This window comes from Methanosarcina mangrovi (assembly GCF_052057765.1).
In the GTDB taxonomy this organism is placed as follows: Archaea; Halobacteriota; Methanosarcinia; order Methanosarcinales; family Methanosarcinaceae; genus Methanosarcina.
Map to the genome: position 1 here is coordinate 3,128,803 of NZ_CP195120.1, position 20,350 is coordinate 3,149,152.

At 42.2% G+C, this 20,350-nt stretch carries 20 protein-coding genes; 7 read left to right on the plus strand and 13 right to left on the minus strand.

Translation table 11 applies throughout. The annotated features are described in order from the left end of the window. Positions 1-235: 235 nt before the first annotated feature. Together ACSAZL_RS13925 and ACSAZL_RS13930 are read left to right on the plus strand one after the other, a co-directional pair. Positions 236-748 carry a response regulator gene (locus ACSAZL_RS13925; RefSeq protein ID WP_440945235.1) on the plus strand — a complete coding sequence of 171 codons (513 nt, stop codon included), beginning with the start codon at positions 236-238 and terminating at the stop codon, positions 746-748. Between the two features lie 1,025 nt (positions 749-1,773). Continuing rightward, a complete protein-coding gene (locus ACSAZL_RS13930) occupies positions 1,774-2,652 on the plus strand; it encodes a tetratricopeptide repeat protein (protein ID WP_440945236.1) in 879 nt (292 codons plus the stop codon). 262 nt (positions 2,653-2,914) lie between these two features. On the opposite strand, the gene ACSAZL_RS13935 is transcribed toward ACSAZL_RS13930, so the two are convergent. After that, positions 2,915-3,724, minus strand: a complete 810-nt coding sequence (locus ACSAZL_RS13935; protein ID WP_440945237.1) for an HAD family hydrolase — start codon at positions 3,722-3,724, stop codon at positions 2,915-2,917. Positions 3,725-3,930: 206 nt separating this feature from the next. Between ACSAZL_RS13935 and ACSAZL_RS13940 the strand changes: the two genes are divergently transcribed. Next, positions 3,931-5,127, plus strand: coding sequence for a tetratricopeptide repeat protein (locus ACSAZL_RS13940; protein ID WP_440945238.1), 1,197 nt, complete (start codon positions 3,931-3,933; stop codon positions 5,125-5,127). A 516-nt stretch (positions 5,128-5,643) separates the two neighbouring features. Then, positions 5,644-6,549 carry an ATP-grasp domain-containing protein gene (locus tag ACSAZL_RS13945; protein WP_440945239.1) on the plus strand — a complete coding sequence of 302 codons (906 nt, stop codon included), beginning with the start codon at positions 5,644-5,646 and terminating at the stop codon, positions 6,547-6,549. Between the two features lie 89 nt (positions 6,550-6,638). On the opposite strand, the gene ACSAZL_RS13950 is transcribed toward ACSAZL_RS13945, so the two are convergent. The 4 genes from ACSAZL_RS13950 to ACSAZL_RS13965 all read right to left on the minus strand — a co-directional run bounded on the left by ACSAZL_RS13950 (position 6,639) and on the right by ACSAZL_RS13965 (position 10,225). Then, on the minus strand, positions 6,639-7,484 hold the full coding sequence (locus ACSAZL_RS13950) for a class I SAM-dependent methyltransferase (RefSeq protein ID WP_440945240.1): 846 nt from the start codon (positions 7,482-7,484) through the stop codon (positions 6,639-6,641). A gap of 389 nt (positions 7,485-7,873) precedes the next feature. Then, on the minus strand, positions 7,874-8,389 hold the full coding sequence (locus ACSAZL_RS13955; protein WP_440945241.1) for a plastocyanin/azurin family copper-binding protein: 516 nt from the start codon (positions 8,387-8,389) through the stop codon (positions 7,874-7,876). A gap of 180 nt (positions 8,390-8,569) precedes the next feature. Next, a complete protein-coding gene (locus ACSAZL_RS13960; protein ID WP_440945242.1) occupies positions 8,570-9,085 on the minus strand; it encodes a cupredoxin domain-containing protein in 516 nt (171 codons plus the stop codon). 714 nt (positions 9,086-9,799) lie between these two features. Beyond that, the gene (locus ACSAZL_RS13965) at positions 9,800-10,225 is read right to left on the minus strand and encodes a hypothetical protein (protein WP_440945243.1); all 426 of its coding nucleotides are present in this window, start codon (positions 10,223-10,225) and stop codon (positions 9,800-9,802) included. 252 nt (positions 10,226-10,477) lie between these two features. On the opposite strand from ACSAZL_RS13965, the gene ACSAZL_RS13970 reads away from it, so the two are divergent. Next, positions 10,478-11,842 (plus strand): NAD-dependent succinate-semialdehyde dehydrogenase, encoded by a 1,365-nt coding sequence (locus ACSAZL_RS13970; protein ID WP_440945244.1) that lies wholly within the window; start codon positions 10,478-10,480, stop codon positions 11,840-11,842. 200 nt (positions 11,843-12,042) lie between these two features. After that, entirely contained in the window at positions 12,043-13,677 is a 1,635-nt protein-coding gene (locus ACSAZL_RS13975; RefSeq protein ID WP_440945245.1) for an acetolactate synthase large subunit, read from the plus strand. A gap of 200 nt (positions 13,678-13,877) precedes the next feature. Here the strand turns inward: ACSAZL_RS13975 and eif1A (ACSAZL_RS13980) are convergent, their stop codons facing one another. The 6 genes from eif1A (ACSAZL_RS13980) to ACSAZL_RS14005 all read right to left on the minus strand — a co-directional run bounded on the left by eif1A (ACSAZL_RS13980) (position 13,878) and on the right by ACSAZL_RS14005 (position 17,728). Beyond that, positions 13,878-14,207, minus strand: a complete 330-nt coding sequence (gene eif1A, locus ACSAZL_RS13980; protein ID WP_440948856.1) for a translation initiation factor eIF-1A — start codon at positions 14,205-14,207, stop codon at positions 13,878-13,880. Between the two features lie 812 nt (positions 14,208-15,019). After that, a complete protein-coding gene (locus ACSAZL_RS13985) occupies positions 15,020-15,220 on the minus strand; it encodes a CxxC-x17-CxxC domain-containing protein (protein ID WP_440945246.1) in 201 nt (66 codons plus the stop codon). 321 nt (positions 15,221-15,541) lie between these two features. Further along, positions 15,542-15,685: a hypothetical protein gene (locus ACSAZL_RS13990; RefSeq protein WP_440945247.1), complete on the minus strand. Its 144-nt coding sequence runs from the start codon at positions 15,683-15,685 to the stop codon at positions 15,542-15,544. A 387-nt stretch (positions 15,686-16,072) separates the two neighbouring features. Further along, entirely contained in the window at positions 16,073-16,390 is a 318-nt protein-coding gene (gene eif1A, locus ACSAZL_RS13995; RefSeq protein ID WP_440945248.1) for a translation initiation factor eIF-1A, read from the minus strand. A 577-nt stretch (positions 16,391-16,967) separates the two neighbouring features. Beyond that, positions 16,968-17,192 (minus strand): CxxC-x17-CxxC domain-containing protein, encoded by a 225-nt coding sequence (locus ACSAZL_RS14000; protein ID WP_440945249.1) that lies wholly within the window; start codon positions 17,190-17,192, stop codon positions 16,968-16,970. 311 nt (positions 17,193-17,503) lie between these two features. After that, positions 17,504-17,728 (minus strand): CxxC-x17-CxxC domain-containing protein, encoded by a 225-nt coding sequence (locus ACSAZL_RS14005; RefSeq protein WP_440945250.1) that lies wholly within the window; start codon positions 17,726-17,728, stop codon positions 17,504-17,506. 531 nt (positions 17,729-18,259) lie between these two features. On the opposite strand from ACSAZL_RS14005, the gene ACSAZL_RS14010 reads away from it, so the two are divergent. Further along, on the plus strand, positions 18,260-18,586 hold the full coding sequence (locus ACSAZL_RS14010) for a DMT family transporter (RefSeq protein ID WP_440945251.1): 327 nt from the start codon (positions 18,260-18,262) through the stop codon (positions 18,584-18,586). A 112-nt stretch (positions 18,587-18,698) separates the two neighbouring features. Here ACSAZL_RS14010 and ACSAZL_RS14015 read toward each other — a convergent pair whose 3' ends face one another. Together ACSAZL_RS14015 and ACSAZL_RS14020 are read right to left on the minus strand one after the other, a co-directional pair. Beyond that, positions 18,699-19,382 (minus strand): class I SAM-dependent methyltransferase, encoded by a 684-nt coding sequence (locus tag ACSAZL_RS14015; protein WP_440945252.1) that lies wholly within the window; start codon positions 19,380-19,382, stop codon positions 18,699-18,701. A gap of 552 nt (positions 19,383-19,934) precedes the next feature. Continuing rightward, the gene (locus ACSAZL_RS14020) at positions 19,935-20,108 is read right to left on the minus strand and encodes a hypothetical protein (RefSeq protein WP_440945253.1); all 174 of its coding nucleotides are present in this window, start codon (positions 20,106-20,108) and stop codon (positions 19,935-19,937) included. Between the last annotated feature and the right edge of the window lie 242 nt (positions 20,109-20,350).

Genomic DNA, 20,350 nt, shown 5'->3' on the forward strand with positions numbered 1-20,350 from the left:
TCAGAGGTGGCTGTTCTCCGTAAGTGATTCTTATTTCCAATATTAACTTGCTATTTACGGTTATAAACTTATCTCCGTATTGGGTAGTCAGACGATTCATATGAAATCTTCTAAATATTTGGATAACTCCGCTCTCTCCCGCTTCACAGTGTATATTTTTAGTGAATACCTTCGTTTTAATTTTTGAGAAATGTTTAATACCTAAGAAAATATATACTGTATGAGGTGGAGGGAAATGCATAACATTAATCTTGACCGTGAAATTTTAAAGCTTATAGAAGAACAACCTGAGATCAGTGAAAGAGAGATTTCCCGCACTCTTTCGGTTTCGGAAGAGCTAGTAAAATTACGGATTTCGAACCTTCATGATACCAGAGAAAAAATCCTGATTATGAGGACTGGGCACAATGTCCACAGTAACCTTCAGAAAGTCCTTGAAGCTGAAAACTACAATGTTGTCAGCGCCTCGGACAGCTTTTCAGCCCTTGAAACAGTAAATGAGGAAAGACCAGACCTTGTACTGCTTGATACGGCTTATCCGGATACAGATGGCTTTGAAATCTGCAAACAGCTCAAAGCCAGCCCAAGGCATTGGTGGGTCTCAGTTATGATGCTGAGTGAGAGGGATAGAGCGGAAGACGGTGTCAAAGCCTTTAAATCAGGAGCTGACGATTACATTGCTGCGCCTTTCAATCCTCTTGAATTGAAGGCAAGAGTAGGGATGGTCCTGAGACGTAACCGGATTTGAAGCATGGGGTAAGTTTACTTTCAAAGAAGCAAGAATACCCCTAAGGAAATCAGACCTTTTAAAGGTAGAATTTCTTTTCTTTCTCCTTTTCAGGTCCTGCAAACTCAGAAAGGCTGTTCCGGGATTTGTAATTTTTCAAATTTTCTGGGGCATCTTAAGATATTTATTTATACATTTCTTGAGATGCCCTCTTTAATTGTCTCCTGAAAATATGCTCACTAATTCGGTTTATTACTTATACTTAAAAATTGAAAGGGGGACGTCATAAACAATTTAGAAAGAGAGTCTTTGAGACATACTTGCGTTAATTTTTAATTATTTTAAAAAAGACATACCGTTGTTAATATGTAATGTCACTCTTAAAAAGAGATCGTTCCATTAAAAACGCGGATTTTTTTAAAATTACATCCGCGGCAAAACCAAATTTATCCGCAAAAATTGGATTTTCCGTAAAAAATTACATAGCTTTATTGAAAGTTTTCTGAGAAATCTGCCGCGACTTAAAGACCAGAGTTCCCAGTAATGATCTCCGTACATGCCGTGCGTAAAAATCAGATTCTTATCCGGAAGACAAGATTCTAATCGGAAGATGTCTGCCTGGAATTTACTTATTTACTTTTCGGGAAGAACTTCCTGGTGAAGCAGAATCTGCCACCATGGAAAAGAAATAGGAGTATAAAAAGTATAGACCGAGAATATTTTACCCAACTAATATAAAAATAGATTGATTCATTATATTATATTGATTTATTAGATCATATATCAAAGGGTTACTAAAAATCGACTTTGACCCTGATGAAACTTTAAAAACTCTATTTTTAAAATAATAATGTATATGATTATTTCAAAATGTTTAAAAAAGAATAAAACGTAAATTATTATGCGTAACTGTTTATCCGTCCTTATTTTTGATAAGGAACTAAAGCACGAAACCGCTTTAATGCTCTGAAGGCATATAATATTGTTGTTCAAGGTAGATGTGGTAAATTGGTGAAAAACGTAGCTCAAAAAAGGTGTGGTAAATTATGACTTCGAATGAATGGTATAATAAAGGCGTTGCGCTCCAGGAACTAAAAAGGTATACAGAAGCTCTGGATGCATACAATAAGGCTCTGGAAATAAGCCCTGACAATCCAAAAATCCTGTTTAATAAAGGGATTGTACTCAAAAACCTCATGAAGTACGCTGAAGCTCTTGATGCTTTCAACAGGGCACTTGAGATCAACCCTGCTGATGCTAAAACCTGGTGCTTCAAAGCTGAGCTTCTCCTTGGGATTATGCAGTATGAGGAAGCTCTTGATGCATTTTACCGGGCTGTATCCCTGGCTCCTGAAGACCCAGAAGTCTGGTACAGACGGGGAATGGCTCTCAGGGAGATGCGAGCATACGAAGACGCAATGGATGACCTCGAGAAAGCTATCCGGCTCTATTCAAAGAACTACGACATCAGCTCCATGAGTGCAAGCGAATGGTGCAAGAAAGGAATGGGACTCTGCAAAATAAAGAGTTATCAGGAAGCTCTTGATGCTTTCAACAGGGCACTTGAGTTAAACCCGACTAACGGAAAGGCCCTTTACAACAAAGGAGTGGCTCTACGCTGGCTTGGGAAAAACGAAGAAGCAAAATTATATCTTGAGAAAGCCGTGGAGGTTTTTGACAGCAAGATCAAAGCAAATCCCGAGAACGCAAGGTTCTGGTACAACAAGGGGATTGCCCTGAGAGACCTTGAAAGATACAAAGAAGCGCTGGATGCTTTTGAAAAGGCTATAGATATCAACCCGAGCTTTACAAAAGCCTGGATTGGGAAAGGAATAGTATACGACAGAGTAAAGAAACACCAGAAAGCAATGGAAGCTTACGAAAGGGCAGTCGATATAAACCCTCTGTACTCAGACCTTGTTTAAGCAGCTTTTATAGGGAGACCTTTTCAGAGAAGTAGCAGGGCTTGTGACAGACTGAAAAGCCGTTAGCCAGAAAACCCATTCAGGAATTGAGAGGCATAGCGGCTGAAATTATCTTTTTCCTTAACATTTTTAAATATCTTTTTCCTTAACATTTTTTAAATATCTTTTTCCTTAACATTTTTTAAATATCTTTTTCTTCAACCATTTTATCGTCTATTCTTCAGCCCATTTATTTCTGACCGGTGTTTAATTGCTAATCGACTTAGCCTTTGTTTTGTGAATCAGCCTGCACATGAGCCCCGTTAAGGCTGCCAATACATCCTATCAGGTCCGGAAATGTGTTGAGTTGAAAATCAAAGCACGACTCACTTTTCTCTGAGGGTCTCCAGTCCCCATAAGAAGCATATGCTGTTTTTAAGCCTAGCCTGCGGGCAGGAGCAATGTCTCTTTTGAGGCTATCACCCACAACCAGGCTTTCTTCCGGCTTTATCCCGAGGGCATCAAGAGCAAAGAGAAAATGAGCAGGGTCAGGTTTTTTCGTACCTGTCATATCCGCAGATACCAGGAGTTCAAAGGAATCAAGAAGCCCGACCCTCGTGAGCCTTGCACGGGCATGATACCTGTCGGCGTCGGTTATTATTGCAAGCCTTAGTCCAAATTTCTTCAGCTCCCTGAGGGTACCCCTTACCCCGGGATACAGGTTGAGGTTTTTCAGTTTTTCCCGGTCATAAATCTCACGGCACTGCATGTACGCCTGCTCTGTGAAAAGTTTTCTTTCCTGCATGTAGTCCCTTATGTTTTCATAGTCCTCAAACCCGTAAGTTCCCCTGAGGAAATACCCGAAGAGTTCTGCAGGGTCCTTCTTAAGGTTCCTGCCTCCTTCTCCGAGATAGGAAAGGATTTCCCTGCACGCTATGAGTTTTACGGCTACGAAATCAAAAAGAGTATTGTCCATATCAAAGAGAACAGCTTTCAGAGTTTGCGGGTCATTTAGCTGTACATTCTTCCGAACACTTTCCATAGTTTCCCTGATATCCTTCATTTTTTCCTGATCCGTATTTTCCGGATTCACAATATGTTTTCTGGATCTTTCTGATCTTTTTCTTTTTCCATTCCCCTTTTCCAGACATTTCAGACTACTTTTCGGGGAGAGGCTATAAAAGCCATAAAGGACAGATGTATAGGTTATAGCGGACAATAGACTTAAGTAGGTAACGAACGCGAGTACCTGAAAAATTATGGGTCTTAATCGTAAAAGACAATAAAGGAAATTTGGATATGAACTCTGGAGAACAAAAGGACGAACCTTTCGCAGGAGAAGAAAAAGAAGAAAAAACCGAAACAGAAGAGGGAGCTGTTTCCGGGGATGCGTATGTAATGGATGATTCGGAGAGTGTGGCAACGGAGGAAGTCAGCAACGAAATCCTTGCAGCCGAGCTTAATGAGTGCGGCCTTGATCTTCTCAGGCTTGGCAAGTTCAATGAAGCAATAGTCGCCTTTGATAAGGCGATTGAAAAAGACCCGAAGAATATCTATCTTTTGAATAATAAGGCTGCAGTTTTTGAAAGCCTTGGAAGGTTCGAGGAAGCTCTCAAACTCTATCAAAAAGCGATTGAGATCGATGCCGAAGATGCAGACCTCTGGAATAACATGGCTTTTTCCTACTCCCAGGTGGGGGAATACGAAAGAGCAGTCGAAGCCTATGGGAAAGCTCTTGAACTCAGGCCGGACTATCCCAATGCCTGGTATGGAAAAGCCCTGAATCTCAGCCAGGTAGGAAAATATGAAGAGGCTATCGAAGCCTATGAAAAAGTCCTGGAAGAAAATCCGGATTATAAAGAGGCGTGGGCAGGAAAGGGTATAGCTCTCGGACAGATGGGGAACTACGACGAAGCAATAATTGCATATGATAAAGCAATCGAAATTGACCCTGATTTCCTTGAAGCCTGGTATTACAAAGGAGTGGACCTTGATAGCCTCGGCAGTTACAGGCAGGCTCTGAAAGCCTATGAAAAAGCCGTGGAACTTGACCCTGAAAATGACGATGCCTGGAATAATATGGGAATAGACCTGGAAAACCTGGAAAAGTATGAGGAAGCAATCAATGCTTTTGATAAAGCGATCGCGATTAACTCCGGAAATTCCGATGTCTGGTACAACAAAGGCTTTACCCTCAGCCAGGTGCAGAGGCTAGAAGAAGCTGTCGAATCATACAGAAAAGCTACTCAGCTTGACTCCGAATACCTGGAAGCCTACTCAAGCCTCGGCTTTGTGCTGGCTCAACTCAAACGCTTTGAAGAAGCCCTGGAAACCTACGAGAAAGCACTTAAGCTCGACCCGGGAGCGGCCGATTCCTGGTTTGGAAAAGCTGTCTGCCTGAGTTTCCTCGGACGTGAGGAAGAAGCTGAGGACGCTTATAGAAAAGCTGTGGAAATCGACCCCAGATATGCTGAGATCGGAGGAGACATTCAGTAAATCCGAGAGGGAACATTCAATAAATACGGAGAGATCTTTTCCCTCCTGATTTTACTTTCCTTTTCCTTTTTTAATCTGTAACCTGCACTAAAATTAGTATTTGCTGTTTATGAAAATTAGCTGGATTACGGTATGAAAAATAAGCAAGATTACAGCGTGTAGCTCTTTTTTATATTCATTTCCTGGTTTTCGGAACTTGTGTTGTCGGCTTTCGGGTTACTTTTATCTGGCTGGCAGCCCGGCATCATTCCCGGACGGCGCAGGGAGAGAAAACTGAAAAATCTTCTCCGGGTTCAGGAATAGATCAACCGGTTAATGAGGGACTACTGGAGTGTGAGGGACTACTGGAATGACCAACAAAACCAGAAAATCCGGAAATCTTAAAAAGAAAAGCCGGTAAAAAGCAGGGCTCTGAAACGAAAAGCACAGCTCTATATACCGGAAACGCTTTTCAAATAGATGGATCTCTTTCTATAAATATAGAAACACTTCCCACAGGGCAGAGCGGATGAAAGAATGAAAGGATGGATTCTTTACAAGAATACGGCTGCCGAATTGAGGCCCGACCTGTACGAAATTCACCGCTTCATTGAGGTTGCGAGTGAAAAGGGAATAGAACTCAGAGTCGTAAAACCCGACCAGTTCGACCTGATTGTAACAAGGGATGATAGGAAAAGCATTCTTCTGGACGGGGAAGTTGTCCCTCTTCCGGACTTTCTTCTGCCGAGAATGGGGGCAGGTACAACCTACTTCGCACTTGCGGTTATCCGTCACCTGGAACGCCTTGGAGTCCGCGTTTTTAACTCTTCGCAGAGTATTGACACCGTCAAGGACAAGCTCTATTCCCAGCAGATCCTGGCAGAAAGAGGGATCTCCTCTCCCAATACGATGCTTGCCAAAAACCCGGTCAACATAAACCTGGTTGAAAAGTACCTCGGTTTCCCTCTCATAGTAAAAGCCCTCTCCGGCTCCATGGGCAAAGGCATCTTCCTCTCGGAAAACCATGACAATTTCCGGGACCTCATGGAACTGATCCATGTAACCAATCCCAATGCAAACATAATCCTTCAGGAGTTCATCAAATCCAGCCTCGGAAGAGACCTCCGCGTCCTCGTAATCGGAGGCCGGGCAGTTGCCTGCATGGAACGCATAGCTCGAGCCGGCAGTTTCAAGTCCAACCACTCAAGAGGTGGAGCAGTCCGCAAATTCGACATGACCCCGGAAATAGAACAACTTGCAACCGAAACCGCCCGTTCCTTCGGGCTCGACATTGCAGGCATCGACCTCCTCTTTGACGGTGACCATTTCAAAGTCTGCGAAGCTAATTCTTCTCCCGGCTTCGAAGGCCTCGAAGAGTGCTGCGAGATTAATGTTGCAGGGATAATTTATGATTTTGTGAGGGAAAAGGTGGGAGAAAAGTGAGATATGAAGTTTTTTACTAGCGGCTTAATCTTTCTGACCTGCTCGGCTTGATCTGTTCGGTTTTTTTCCGATATGCCTGTTTTGACCGTTCAGTTTGTTTTTTCCCACCACATCTTTACCCTTGTAGACCACCCCCTCTGAATAAGGGCTCCGTTGTCTGTTTCAAGCACACCTTCAAAATAATCCCTGAGGATGGCTTTCTGTGTATCGGAGCTTGCGTTGTAGTATGACATAAAATCCTCGACAGCTTCATCAAGGGTTGCAAACCTGTGGACGTGCTCGAAGGGGAAAACGCTTACATTCGGGTAGATTCCCATGTCATAGAGCACGTTGTAGAGAACATCGCATTTGGGGGCTGGCTGGTACTCACTTCCGTGAAGAAGTGGCCAGAGTTTCCGGGAATGCATGTCCCAGGAAGTTTCCCCTGCAAACCAGTACAGATAGACGTATTTCGAAGAAGCGTCCACCATTTTCTGAACCGAAGTCCGTATGTCTTTCATGCCCAGGGAATAAGAAGCAAAAACCACATCATAAGGAGCGGAAAGGTCGGACTCGACATCAACGGCTTCCCAGTCTTTATGTACGGGGTCGATATTTTCGATTCCGTACTCCTTGATGTTGTCCCGCATAACATTCATCATACCTTCCGAAGGCTCTACAGCGGTTACATGGGCGACACGCTGTGAAATCGGAATTGCAAGGGTCCCTGGCCCGGCTCCTATATCAAGGACCCTGGAGTCAGGAGAAAGCTTCATGCCTTCTATTCTCTTCGCGGTTATTTCCCTTGATCTCTCACCCTGGAACATCCTCCAGAAGCGCATGGCGTTTTCCTTGCTGTACCATATAGTCGCGCAATCTACATTCCTGTTTGATTTTAGCTGTTTTTCCAGCGTCTCTTTCCAGACTTCGTTCCAGTCAATGACATCTGAATCCATATTACAACCTCGGTTAACCTCTATTTTCGAAGAAATAGTGTTACTAAAATAAAAACAAGTATTAACATATCTACTTTGTTGTGAAATCGCAACAGGAAAAAATCAATTTATTTACTCGTCGACGGCGACCATTTCAAAGTCTGCGAAGCTAACTCTTCTCTCGGCTTCGAAGGCATAGAAGAATGCTGCGGAATTAATGTTGCAGGGATGATTTATGATTCATGATTTTATAAGGGAAAAAGTGAGAGAAAAAGTGAAGGTTGATTCTTTGATCTGACATTCTTTAGAGGTTCTCAAAAAAGTGAAATACAATTTTCAAAAATTGCCCCAACAGCATGAAAGAATTTTACGATTCCTGCACCTTTAGAATGGACCAGTTTTTTACGGCTTTACCCCCCAACTATCACAACCCCTTCCATCGAGGCGTGAATTGAACAGTAGTACCTGTAGGTACCCTCTCGCGTAAAAGTGAACTCATAAGAGTCCCCGTCCCTTAGTGTGCCTGAAGAGAAATCAGGGCCTGTTACCGTGTGAGTAAACAAATCCAGATTTGTCCACCGGACCGTATCCCCGGAAGATATCGTAATCGAATCAGGGTTAAAGGCAAAGTCTTTGATTTTTACTTCAACTGTTTTGGGTTCGGCCTGAGTTTCAGCTGTTTCAGCCAGGGTTTCGGCCGGGATTTCAGTTTCCGGAACTGTCATGTTTTCAACAGCTGTTTGATTGGAAGTGTTATTTTCCGGATTTTCGACAATTTCAGCCGGAGTCTGAGGCACTTCAGCCGGAACTACGGGCTTTTCGGCAGGAGTTACAGCTGGTTCGGGTTCTTCAACACCATTTTCTGCACAGCCTGCGGACAGGAGTAGCCCGAACAAGGTCATGAAAATAACAGGTTCTCTTCTCATTGATTTTCCCCCATTCAAAGACAGCGAAGAGATTCTACCTAAAAAATAAAGAACCTTTTTAAAAATCTTCTCAGACTATTTTTAAAACTCTTTATTTGAACGGAGACCCGGAAAAACAAAAACCCGAGTCCTGGAATTCCATCAAGGTCTCTAGAAATTCACTCTTCTTACGCTACTACTTCACCCTTCCTCCGCCACTATTACGGTTCCCTTCATAGAAGGATGAATAGAACAATCATACTCATAGACTCCCGGTTCCGTAAACAGGAACTCGTAGTATTCTCCTTCTTCGAGTCTGTCGGACTCAAAAGTAGACCCTCTCACTGTGTGGGCAGTCGAGTCCATATTCGTCCACCTGACGGTATCACCTGGTGATATTGTAACCGATTCCGGGTTGAAAGCAAAATTCTGAATGGAAACTTCGACGGTTTCTCCTTCCCCTCCTGTTTGAGGTGTTTCTCCTTCCCCTCCTGTTTGAGGTGTTACTTCTTCAACTGGAGTTATCTCTTCAGCTGGAGTTACTTCTCCGGCTGGAGTTACTTCCCCGGCTGGAGTTACTTCCCCGGCTGGAGTTACTTCCCCGGCTGGAGTTACTTCCCCGGCTGGAGTTGGAGCTTCTTCAGTGCCATTCTCTGCGCATCCTATTGCAAGGAATACACTGCATAATACCAGCAAAATAAACAATTCCTTTCGCATATTTTTCCCCCATGTAGAATAGATGCTTTATAATTAATATTTTGATTTTATAATAATTCCTACAAAATTCTGAGCATAGTTCTTTTCCCATGCAGAGGAGTCTCTATAGAGTAAATGAGTAAAATAAACAATTCTTTTTTCATTGTCTTCCACATATAGAATCAGGTATACTGGTTGTCTCAGGTGCTTTAGAGATCCCTATTGAGGTGATTTGTATTTGCAACGATTGTAATGAGTCATTAAATGAAAAATGCGGCAGAGCGCAGGTGAAAATACCTGTTATGCAGAGTTTTACGGATAAAAAAGCTGAAAAAGAGTAGATTTAACTTTTGCTCTACAACAGAATTCTGATGAAGCAAAATTTGATAAATAAAACCGTTTTTAAAGGCATTCCCGTTGAAGTGAGATTTCCGGTCAATTCCAGTATACTCCAGTATATCCCAGCATATTCCGGCATTTCAGATCTCGAGATTGCCGTTCATCTTTGTAATGACCTTTACTCCTTCACTGTTATACCCTGTACTGCAGGGTTAATCGAGTACGAAGATAGAGTTTCTGATCCGGGAAACGTAAACTTGTGTTTCTCATTTCCGGTTGTTGAACTAAAGCATTGCAACTCTCGCCATGAATTAGAGAGCTTACACAGTAATACCGAAGTACGGCGTAAAGGTTAATGGATCAGGCAGAATCCTGAATTATCGCTCAAATAATTCATCATTTGTTAGGAGTTACGTGGATTACTCCGGTCCTTTCTGTAGCGTTTTCAGTTTCGTTCTCTTCTTCCTCTGCGGCTGTTATTTCCTCTCCAGCTAGAATTTCCTCTTCTTCTGCGCCTCCTATTTCAGTTTCAGTCATTTCTTCGGTTGCAGCCATCTCTTCGGTCTCTGTCATCCCTTCAGTTTCAGTCATTTCTTCGGTTGCAGCCATTTCTTCGGTCGCAGTCATCTCTTCGGTCGCAGTCATCTCTTCGGTTGCAGCCATTTCTTCGGTCGCAGTCATCTCTTCGGTTGCAGCCATCTCTTCGGTTTCAGTTATCTTTTCAGTTGGAGTTCCTGTTTCATTCGGTTGTTCGGTACCTGTACATCCTATTGCCAGGAATACGCCAAAAATAACCATTAGAACAAGTAATGCTTTTCTCATATTTTCCCCCCATTTAAAATTGAGTGCTTTATAATTAATATTCTGGTTTTATAACTATTACTGCCAGCTTCTGAACACAGTTTCGTTATTTAGTTCATTTTTTACTCTGCCAGACAGCATGAAAGTTCATTCCTGAAACAGGAACTTGAAGGCGATTCAGAGCATTTCTTCCGTTTAAGAGTATTACCGGTCCTTAAATTATAATACCGGGAATCTCAATATTACTAAAGGACTCTTTTTCGGGGGGAGGTCATGAAAATCAAATCTGTCAATCCTTATACTGAAGAAGTAAACTGGACTTACGATGCATTATCTTTTGGGGACTGCGAAGACCAGATCAAAAAATCCAGGGCTACTTTTTCGGGTTGGAGTTCGCTTTCGGTTGAGGAAAGAACAGGGTATATTACACGGGTGGCTGAGTTACTCAGGCGGAACAAACGGGTGTATGCCGAGATTATTACGAAGGAAATGGGAAAGCCAATCAGGCAGTCACTTGGAGAGATTGAAAAATGCGCATGTCTCTGCGACTATTATGCGGAAAATTCGGCAGAGTTTCTGAAGGACGAAGTTGTGGAAACAGAAGCCGAAAAGAGCTATGTCACCTTTGAGCCCCTAGGAATTATTCTCGGGATCGCACCCTGGGATTTCCCTTTCTGGCAGGCTTTCAGGTTTGCAGTGCCCGCACTGACTGCAGGAAACGTATGCCTGCTAAAGCATGCATCAAACGTACCCATGTCAGCTCTTGAGGTTGAAAAAGTCTTTACCGAAGCCGGACTGCCTGATAATGTGTTCAAGACCCTGCTGATCGACTCAAAAACCGCCATGGAAATCATTGACGAGGATCTTGTGGATGGGGTTTCGATCACCGGAAGCCAGGGAGCCGGACCTGAAATAGTAGAGCTTGCCGGAAGGATGATCAAGCCTTTCGTGCTGGAACTTGGAGGATCCGACCCCTTCATAGTGCTTGAAGATGCGGATATAGACCGGGCTTCGCAGTTTGCGATAGAATCCCGTTTCCTCAATGCCGGACAGAGCTGTATTGCCGCCAAGAGGTTCATTGTCACCGAAGATGTTGTCGTTGATTTCATCGAGGCCTTCGAACTGCATATTCAGGAGCTGAAAATCGGAGACCCGATGGACGAGGAAACTGACATCGGGCCGGTGGCAAAAAAGGAGTGTGTCGACATCCTTGAAAAGATCCTGAAGGATGCAAAAAGAAAAGGGGCAGAACCTCATGTGTATGGAGAAAAACATGCGAAAGGCTTTTTCTTCAGGCCAGCGCTTATCCCGGCTGCCAGTGCGGACATGAAAGCCTGCAATTACGATGTCTGCGGACCAATTGCACCCGTAATCATAGCAAAGGACGAGGATGAAGCTGTGGAGATTGCAAACTCCACAGAATTCGGGTTCGGAGCCGAGATCTGGTCTGCAGACCTGGAGAGAGCCGAGAGGCTGGCAAAAAGGATCAGGGCGGGTTTCGTAACCATCAACGGGATGGTAAAGTCCGATCCGAGGCTGCCTTTTGGGGGAGTCAAAAAATCCGGAATAGGAAGGGAGCTTTCATATTACGGGCTTAAGCAATTTGTAAACATAAAAACCGTCGTGGTTAACAAATAATAATTGATAAGTAGAAAACCCGAATTTTCATGTTATTTTTCAGGTTATAGAAGTTCAGCAGCATATGCATTTAGCAGCAGTAATGTGAATTCAGCAGCGATATGAGTTTAGCAGTAGCTGAAACGAAATTGATAACAGGGTAAAGATTGATATTAGAGATGCAATAATATTTTGAATATATTAATAAATAGGGGTTTTTTATGAAAGCTTCGGACCTTTTCGTTGCCCAGCTAAAAGAGGAAGGTGTAGAATATGTTTTCGGACTCCCCGGGGAAGAAAACCTTGCCTTTCTCGAATCTCTGCGAAACTCGAATATCAAACTGATTATAACAAGGCATGAACAGGCTGCCGCATTTATGGCTGCAGCTTATGGAAGGCTAACAGGGAAAGCAGGGGTCTGCTTTTCAACCCTCGGCCCGGGAGCAACAAACCTCGTCACAGGCGTTGCCCAGGCGCAGCTTATAGGAGCTCCTTTAATCTCCATATCCGGACAAAAAGCGCTGGTAGACAACTGGCAGGCCCGTTTCCAGCTTGTAGATGTCGTAAGGATGATGAAACCGCTCTGCAAAAAGGCAGTCTCTATTTCCGACCCGGGGATGATCCCCACCGTAATCCGAAATGCGTTCAAACATGCGGAAGCCGAAAAGCCGGGGGCTGTACATATCGAGCTTCCTGAGGACGTGGCTGGCGAAGAGACCGACGCAGTTGTGCAGAAGCGGAGCGAGATCAAAACTCCCTCTCCTGACCCTGAAGCTGTTGAAATGGCAGCAGACATGATCCGTGAAGCTGAAAACCCCTTAATCATCGTTTCTTCTGGAGCTAACCGAAAGGCGGTCGCTGAAGAGCTCGAATATTTTGCAAGAAAGACCGGCATCTACCTTGTACATACACAGATGGGAAAAGGAGTTGTCCCTGATGACTGCCCTTACAGTCTCTTTGCTACCGGGATCCATGCAAGAGATTATGTAAACTGCGGGATCGACGGGGCAGACCTGATAATAACGGTTGGCTACGATATCGTAGAATACCCTCCCTACCTGTGGAACAGGTATCTGGATAAAAAGATCATAAATCTAGATTTCGTAGATTCCGTACCTGATAGGTATTTCAACCCTTCGGTGGAAGTAATAGGCGATGTCGCCTCTTCTATCCGGCAGCTTGCCGCAAGAATTCCGGAAAAGAGGGACTTTCCTTTTTTTGAAAACACAAGGATCTTCATTGAAGAAAAAGTTAATTCTCCTTTCAGGAAAGGCTACCCGCCCCTACCTCAGGCAGTTGTACAGAGCGTGAGAAAGGTGCTCGGGCGAGAAGACATTATCGCTCTTGATAACGGAATATACAAGCTCTGGTTCTCCCGACTCTATAAGGCTTTTGCCCCCAATACCGTGCTGCTTGATAATGCCCTCGCCACAATGGGGGCTGGGTTCTCAGCGGGGCTTGTTGCAAAACTTCTCCACCCTGAGCGTCGTGTACTCTCCGTTTGCGGAGACGGGGGCTTTATGATGAACTGTCAGGAGCTTGAAACTGCAATCCGTTATGGGATCCCTCTTGTTGTCCTCATACTGAATGACAATGCCTTCGGCTTCATCAAGTGGAAGCAGAAGAAAATGCACTTTGAAGACTTTGCCCTGGACTACGGAAACCCTGACTTCGTCCTCTTTGCCGAAAGTTTCGGGGCAAAGGGCTTGAAGGTAAAGGAAGGCGATGATCTTTCGGAAGTTCTCGAAAAAGCCTTTTCTTTAAACAAATTGGTGGTCATCGAATGCCCTATTGATTATTCTGTAAATTATGAAACTTTCTCTATAGAGCTCGGAAACCTTGTATGTAAATTCTGAGATTCGGCGAAGAAATACAGAGTAAAACAATTGAAGTAAAGAAAAGACAAAAAGCAGGGCGACAGGGAACAGAAAAGACAAAACAAAGGAAAGTCCAGTAAAGCTTCTAATTTATGAGTTAGTAGCTTTTTGTGATCATCGAGACTCTTCGAGATCAAAGGTTCGGAAAAGTAAAGAAGTAAAAGAATTATGAGGTGACCTTAATTAAGGTACCCTTTTCTTTCAAGCCAGTCCACCTGAGGTCTTGTATACTTCCAGACGACATCGGCTTTGGAATCCTGAATTTCCCAGGGGTTTGCGATCACAACATCGCCTTCACGGACCCACATTTTCTTTTTCTTGGAACCTGGAATTCTGCCCATGCGGACAACCCCGTCCATGCACTGCAGCGTGACCCTTTTTGAGCCGAGTAAACTTGCTACCGTTGCCAGGACTTCATTTCTGTCCTTACGTGGCGTTCGGACTCTTGTTACTTCCTGGTTATCTCCCGAGCTTACGGGCTTATTTGATCCTGATTGTCTTTTTCTAATAACACTTCTATAATTAGCCAGATTAATTCCTCCTATGTTTATTCTATAATTTTTTTTGATGGTTTCTCTAGCCTGTTTTAGTTGCCTGTTTTAGTTCTCTCACTTTTTCCAGTTTCATCATCATCCTCCATCCTGGCATTTATTACCGTGAAAGACCTTGCTTTCAGCCCCCTCTACGTTTCCTTCCGGAAACATGGTAAAAGAAAATCCTTAACCATTCAAACCGAATAACACCATTTCAGCTGGATGTCGGATGTTTGATTCGGGGCAAGTTCGCAGAAAAATGAAGCGAGAACAAAAGACGAAAGATAAAAGTGAAAAGTGAATTGAGTATTATGCAAACTGAACTGCAAAAAACTCAACGCAGATTATCTTTAGAATTTCCTGTGGCTAAGGAAGCATTTTCTGCAAATTTATTTCGTCTCAGCCTTCAGCAGAGATCCATCAGTTTAAAAATAAGATTGTATAGAGCGCTTTGATTAAAAACAAAAACGAGTTTTTAATAGCAGATTATACGTCTCCTTATTTTCAGTTCTAACATGGCATTCAAATTATATAAATGTTTTCATAAAAAGAAGAGATTAAAGAAAAGAAAATTTCAGTATGTTGATTAGGCTAAAACTCCCCTGCTCAAACAGTATACTTAAAGTAACAACTAAAAATCATACTTAAAGTAACAATTGAAAGTAAATCTGAAAGGATTGAAAACTTTAAAAGATTTGTAATGGAAAAAGAATCGATCCGTCTGCCTCCTCATGCAGGCAGGACGGACACACTCTATAAAAGTAAGAATTCCGAAATAAAGTTCGGATTTAGTAGCGGTTCTCTCTGGGCTTCCTGTGGTTAGGAAGGCAGTCCCTGCAGTAGACCGGTCTGTCGGGATCAGGTTTGAAAGGAACCTGAGTTTCAGCGCCACAGTCGGAACAGGTTGCATTGTGCATTTCCCTCGGGCCTCCGAAACCTCCCCGGTTGTTGTCTCTTCCCCGGAAGGAATTTCTGTCATTAAAAGCCATTTTCTTTTCACCTCCGCTTACAACGGATAGTCATTTGCTTAAAAATAAGATTGTATAGAGCTCTTTGATTAAAAACAGAAATTAGTTTTTAATAACAGATTATACGTCTCTTTATTTTTAATGCTCCTAGTATACAGTCAAATTATATAAATTTTACTCATAAAAATTAAAAACAATTATAAAAATATTTTTCATCTGAAGCCGTCTGTTTTTAAACCAAGTCGTCCGGATTCCTTACTGAGAGCAAATGATTGAGATTTAAGCTCCACAGATTTTTTGACCAGTTACATTTCAGGAAATAATGGAACCTGGCTTCTTTAATTACTCAGTTTCTCTTTTCAGGTAGTGCCAGAAAGCCCATACACAAACCAACTCCCAGCCCTCAGCCCCATATCTGTTTAGGTCTTCCGTAGTTCCTCTGCCTAATTTCAGAATTGGGACACATTTGTATTCAAATTTTTTCACGCAATCTCTCCATGATTTAATATTTTTTCAACGAAACCTTCTGATTTTAAGCAGGACTAATAGAAAAAACCTCCCATAGTAGGCAGTGGTACTATCTGTAGGAGAGCGTAATGCGTCGTGTTAATCCGGGGTAATAAATGGAATAGAAACCCTGTAAGCAAGTAGAACTGGCATATTAGTAAAACAGTACAATCTGAGAAAAGATAAAAAGGATTGCCGAAAAAACGGGAAAGGATAAACAGGATGTGAAAAGATAGTGAACTCGGGAGGTAGTTCTTAGTAATTCGATTATTGAAAAGGGGAATGAGAGGTTTAACCGTTTCGCTGGTTAAAACCAATTTTTATCAGGGCAGTTATTTTTATTAGTTAGTACAATTATTTAGTCAGTTACCTGAGGTAGCCTTTGCGCTCAAGCCACTCAATCTGAGGTCTTGTATACTTCCAGATGACATCGGCTTTGGAATCCTGAATTTCCCACGGAGTGACAATTACAACATCCCCTTCACGAATCCACATCTTCTTGTTCTTGGATCCGGGGATTCTGCCCATTCGGACAACGCCGTCCATACACTGTAAATTGACCCTCTTTGAACCTAAGAGGCTTCCTACCGTTGCCAGTACTTCATGGTTCTCCTTGCGTGGAGTGCGTACCCTTGTTACTTCCTGAGTACTGGGTGCAGCTGATCCTTCTCTTCTCTTTCTCATATTGCTTCTATAATTAGCCAGGTTGATTCCTCGTTTGTTTATTTTGGATTTGAATTTTTGATTTTATTTTTTGATTTTGAATTTTTGATTTTGAATTCCCCGGGTTTAGACGCCGGTTTTAATTATCGACCTTAATTTCTTCTATGACACCCTCAGGGTGAGGTGAAAGCTTCTACAATTATCGATTCACGATAGGCATTTTGGTTTGCAGGTTCATAAATGGATAGGAAGTTAAGAACCTATAAAAAAACATAAAATGCCTGAAATTCAACATAAATCTGAGACCTCAAAAACTACTTTTCAGAGATCTCGTCGACCCAATCCGTGATCCTCTGAATAAAAGAGGTTTAAAAATTATCCAGATTATAAGTATTAATAAATTTTAACTGATATATAATTTTTGATTGACATCTGAGTGACAATTTTAAGTAATTCGGCACTCAACAAACAAATTCACGATAATTGAGGATTCCGATGCCCTTCACCTGGAGTATAAGGCAAAAAACACAGATTAAAAAGTGGAGCAGTGTTGCTGTAAGATCTTACAGAACAACACCTTGTATTGAGAAATTTAAATTTAGAACTTTCTGTGGTTTGGAAGGCAGTCCCTGCAGTAAACCGGTCTTCCTTCAGTTGGCTTGAAGGGGACTTCAGTTTCAACGCCGCAGTCAGAACAGACGACCTTGTGCATTTCTCTGGGGCCGCTGTTGCCGCCTCTGAAACCTCCGCGGTTACCATCTCTGCTGCCACCGCGGTTGCTGTCTCTTCCTCTGTAGGAGTTTCCTCTGTCATTAAAACCCATTTTTGTTTCACCTCCGCTTTCAGCGGTACACATGCTCATAAAAATATGATTGGATATAATTTATTATTTAAAACAAAAATGGAGTTTTCAATAACAGATTATATTTCTCATTATTTTTACTAGTTCTACAACCTTTTTATGATATATAAAGTTAATCAGCAGAATTCAGGAAACAGGGATCTATCTCCCTTAAAGACAGAGGTTGAAATTAAAAACTTGACTCGAAAATAAATGAGTAAAGTTGGAAACCCGATTACCAGCAGGTTTCCAGATATAAAGCTTGAAATAGAAAATTTTAGAATTTATGGAATTCAGAACTTCCTGTGTTTCGGAAGGCAGTCCCTGCAGTAAACCGGTCTTCCTTCAGTCGGTTTGAACGGAACCTGGGTCTCTACACCGCAGTCGGAACAAACTGCTGGGTACATCTCTCTGGGACCGCTGTTGCCGCCTCTGAAACCTCCGCGGCTGCCGCCGTCTCTGCCTCCCCGGTTGCTGTCTCTCCCCCGGTAGGAATTCCCTCTGTCATTAAAACTCACTCTTGTTTCACCTCCGCTTATAGCGGATAACCTCTTAGTTGCTATAAAAATAAGATCCTATACATTCTTTTATTAAAAACAAAAATGAAGTTTTTAATAACAGATTATATGATTCTTTATTTTTACTGCAAATATGACCCAAGACATTATAATATATAAATCTATCTCAAGTGAGAAGAAGTCTGAGAAAAATCCTTCCAAGCCCTCTAAAACCCCATTCCGCCTTAAATTCAATCTTTTTTCGGGATAAATAAACTGAACCTTAAATCTTTCTGATTTGTGCCTGATTTCCCCTATTTATGCCTGAAATCTCGAATATATTTTGATATTCCGACATACTTTCAAAAGAATATATATTAGTATCCGACATATCCGACAAATCGACATATTTGACATATTCTACATATCGACATATCCGATAACAGGTACGACATAGATAGACAAAGCTACAGACCTGGGAAAGCAAATAGTTGGAAGATAGATATAATGAACCAGAGAACTGATTAATAAATAGAAGAAAATAATCCATTGATGAACTACTATTACCTGCTGCTACTGGCAATAGCATTTGAAGTGTGCGGGACCACCTGCATGAAATTATCCGAAGGCTTCACGAAACTGCTCCCTTCGATTTTGATTTTTGTGTTCTATGCTATCAGTTTCTTTCTCTTTACTTTTGCCCTTAAAGGAATAGATGTGAGCATAGCATATGCAATATGGGCCGGGCTAGGGACTGCTCTTATCACCGTCGTCGGAATTTTCTGGTTCAAAGAACCTGCCAACGCCTTTAAAATGGTTTCTCTTATTGTTGTAATTGCAGGAGTTATCGGGCTTCACCTGAGCGATAGAGTCACATGATAGAGTCACATAATCGACCCGAATGCCTGGATTACCCCGCTTGAAATGGGTTTGTGCAAACAGAACTATGAAGTTTTTGTACCCGGGAGAAAGAATACCGGTATCCCGAGGTTCAAAGCTTTTTAGCCACAACTACAAACCCGTTAATTCTGTTACCTGTTCTGGTTTTGAGCTCTTCGACCCTGAAATAGTCAATCTCAAACCCGCAGTTCACCAGCAAGAACACAAGCTCCTTTTCGGAGAAATGGTGTGCAATAAATTCAACCTCTCCTGTTTCAGGGTTAAGGGCAAGGAAAGAACCTTCTTCTTTTGTAACCGGAAAATCCTGAAGGTAGCGCTTTCTGTAAAGCTTAAGGTGCCAGTTCTGGCCGAATTCCACAAGGTAAAGATAACCTCCGGGTCTCAGAACTCGGAAAGTATCCTGAATGATCCTGGTTCTTGCCTGCGGGTCCGGTACAGAGGTCAAAAAGGCCTGCATGACTGCAAAATCAAAACTTGAGCCTCGAAAAGGAAGATCAATAGCATTCGCAACCACAAATTCAGTCATTCCTTCCATCTTTCGATCATGTTCCAGGCTTTTTGCAACAGCTCTTGAAAGCCTGGCAGCTTCAGAGTTTATATCTATCCCTGTCACCGAATATCCAGAAGAAGCAAGTTCAAGGCTAATTTTTCCAAAACCGCATCCGATGTCGAGAATTTTATAGCCTTCCTGCAGATAGCTGTAAACTACGGGATAAAGCTCAAGGCTTGAAGGTATGTTCTTTCCGGGAACCGTTTCCCAGTATGACTTTGGCATAGAGAAGCAAATACAGGTTTCAGGATAAAGAAGATTTCGAAATCAATAAAATACTTTGAACTGCACCCTCTACATCATTTTGCCTTTTCTGTATCCTGCATGCCGGGAGAACGGTTTCAGTCCTCACTGAAAACGGAAAAAAGTTGAAAATTTCATATTTTGCATTCTGAAAGGAAAGAATGGATAATATGAAATCTGGAAGAGAGGAGTTATAAAAGAAGCGGAAAACAAAAATGGAAAGATAAAGTAGAGAAAACAAAAGATATGGAAAAAATAAAAATGTTGGAGTAGATGATCATCCGGAAGTCAGTAAAGCAATAAGGAAGTCAGAAAGCAATAATAAGTAAAGCAATAATAAGTAAAGCAATAATAAGTAAAGCAATAATAAGTAAAGCAATAATAAGTAAAGCAATAATAAGTGAAGCAATAATAAATAAAGAAATAAAGATATTCCAGGCAACCCCTGAATCCGCCCTACAGGTGTTGCCTGAAAAATACTTATTGTTAAGGGTTTAACCCCGTTAACCGGACTTTGACACCGCCTAAGACCGCTTAATTAAGGGTTTTAATCCCGCAACTGCCCTGTGACAACCTGCCCAGGTGCGAGAAATATTGTTTTACGGGATAACGGGCGGCTTCTGCTGCGAGGTTCCGGAAGGATCGGATCGTTGACATCAATATGGATGCAACAGATGCCACCGTTTCAGGATGATGTGCCCTTAACATTCAGGTTTCTCTCAATGTTTTTGGAGTACTTACTTTTTGGAGATTAGTTCCCTCTGTTTTTGAGACCTTTATTCCTTCGAGTTTTTAAAGACCTTTATTTCCTTCTTTCTTAAAGATCTTTTAATTCCCAGGGATTGTTTCAAAGACTTTCATTGTGCCTGAAAAACAATTTGGGTTAGTACTTCATATTGTAAAATTAGAATATAAGTATACTTTTTGCAATAGTTTTATTACCGGAAAGA

Coding starts and splice junctions, on each gene's coding strand:
- eif1A (WP_440945248.1), bottom strand. CDS start 16,390: ATGAGAAAGAGAAGAGAAGGATCAGCTGCACCCAGTACTCAGGAAGTA.
- ACSAZL_RS13945 (WP_440945239.1), top strand. CDS start 5,644: ATGAAAGGATGGATTCTTTACAAGAATACGGCTGCCGAATTGAGGCCC.
- ACSAZL_RS13950 (WP_440945240.1), bottom strand. CDS start 7,484: ATGGATTCAGATGTCATTGACTGGAACGAAGTCTGGAAAGAGACGCTG.
- ACSAZL_RS14020 (WP_440945253.1), bottom strand. CDS start 20,108: ATGTTAAGGGCACATCATCCTGAAACGGTGGCATCTGTTGCATCCATA.
- ACSAZL_RS14015 (WP_440945252.1), bottom strand. CDS start 19,382: ATGCCAAAGTCATACTGGGAAACGGTTCCCGGAAAGAACATACCTTCA.
- ACSAZL_RS13985 (WP_440945246.1), bottom strand. CDS start 15,220: ATGGCTTTTAATGACAGAAATTCCTTCCGGGGAAGAGACAACAACCGG.
- ACSAZL_RS13930 (WP_440945236.1), top strand. CDS start 1,774: ATGACTTCGAATGAATGGTATAATAAAGGCGTTGCGCTCCAGGAACTA.
- ACSAZL_RS13955 (WP_440945241.1), bottom strand. CDS start 8,389: ATGAGAAGAGAACCTGTTATTTTCATGACCTTGTTCGGGCTACTCCTG.
- ACSAZL_RS13940 (WP_440945238.1), top strand. CDS start 3,931: ATGAACTCTGGAGAACAAAAGGACGAACCTTTCGCAGGAGAAGAAAAA.
- ACSAZL_RS13970 (WP_440945244.1), top strand. CDS start 10,478: ATGAAAATCAAATCTGTCAATCCTTATACTGAAGAAGTAAACTGGACT.
- ACSAZL_RS13975 (WP_440945245.1), top strand. CDS start 12,043: ATGAAAGCTTCGGACCTTTTCGTTGCCCAGCTAAAAGAGGAAGGTGTA.
- ACSAZL_RS13965 (WP_440945243.1), bottom strand. CDS start 10,225: ATGAGAAAAGCATTACTTGTTCTAATGGTTATTTTTGGCGTATTCCTG.
- ACSAZL_RS13925 (WP_440945235.1), top strand. CDS start 236: ATGCATAACATTAATCTTGACCGTGAAATTTTAAAGCTTATAGAAGAA.
- ACSAZL_RS13960 (WP_440945242.1), bottom strand. CDS start 9,085: ATGCGAAAGGAATTGTTTATTTTGCTGGTATTATGCAGTGTATTCCTT.
- ACSAZL_RS14000 (WP_440945249.1), bottom strand. CDS start 17,192: ATGGGTTTTAATGACAGAGGAAACTCCTACAGAGGAAGAGACAGCAAC.
- ACSAZL_RS14010 (WP_440945251.1), top strand. CDS start 18,260: ATGAACTACTATTACCTGCTGCTACTGGCAATAGCATTTGAAGTGTGC.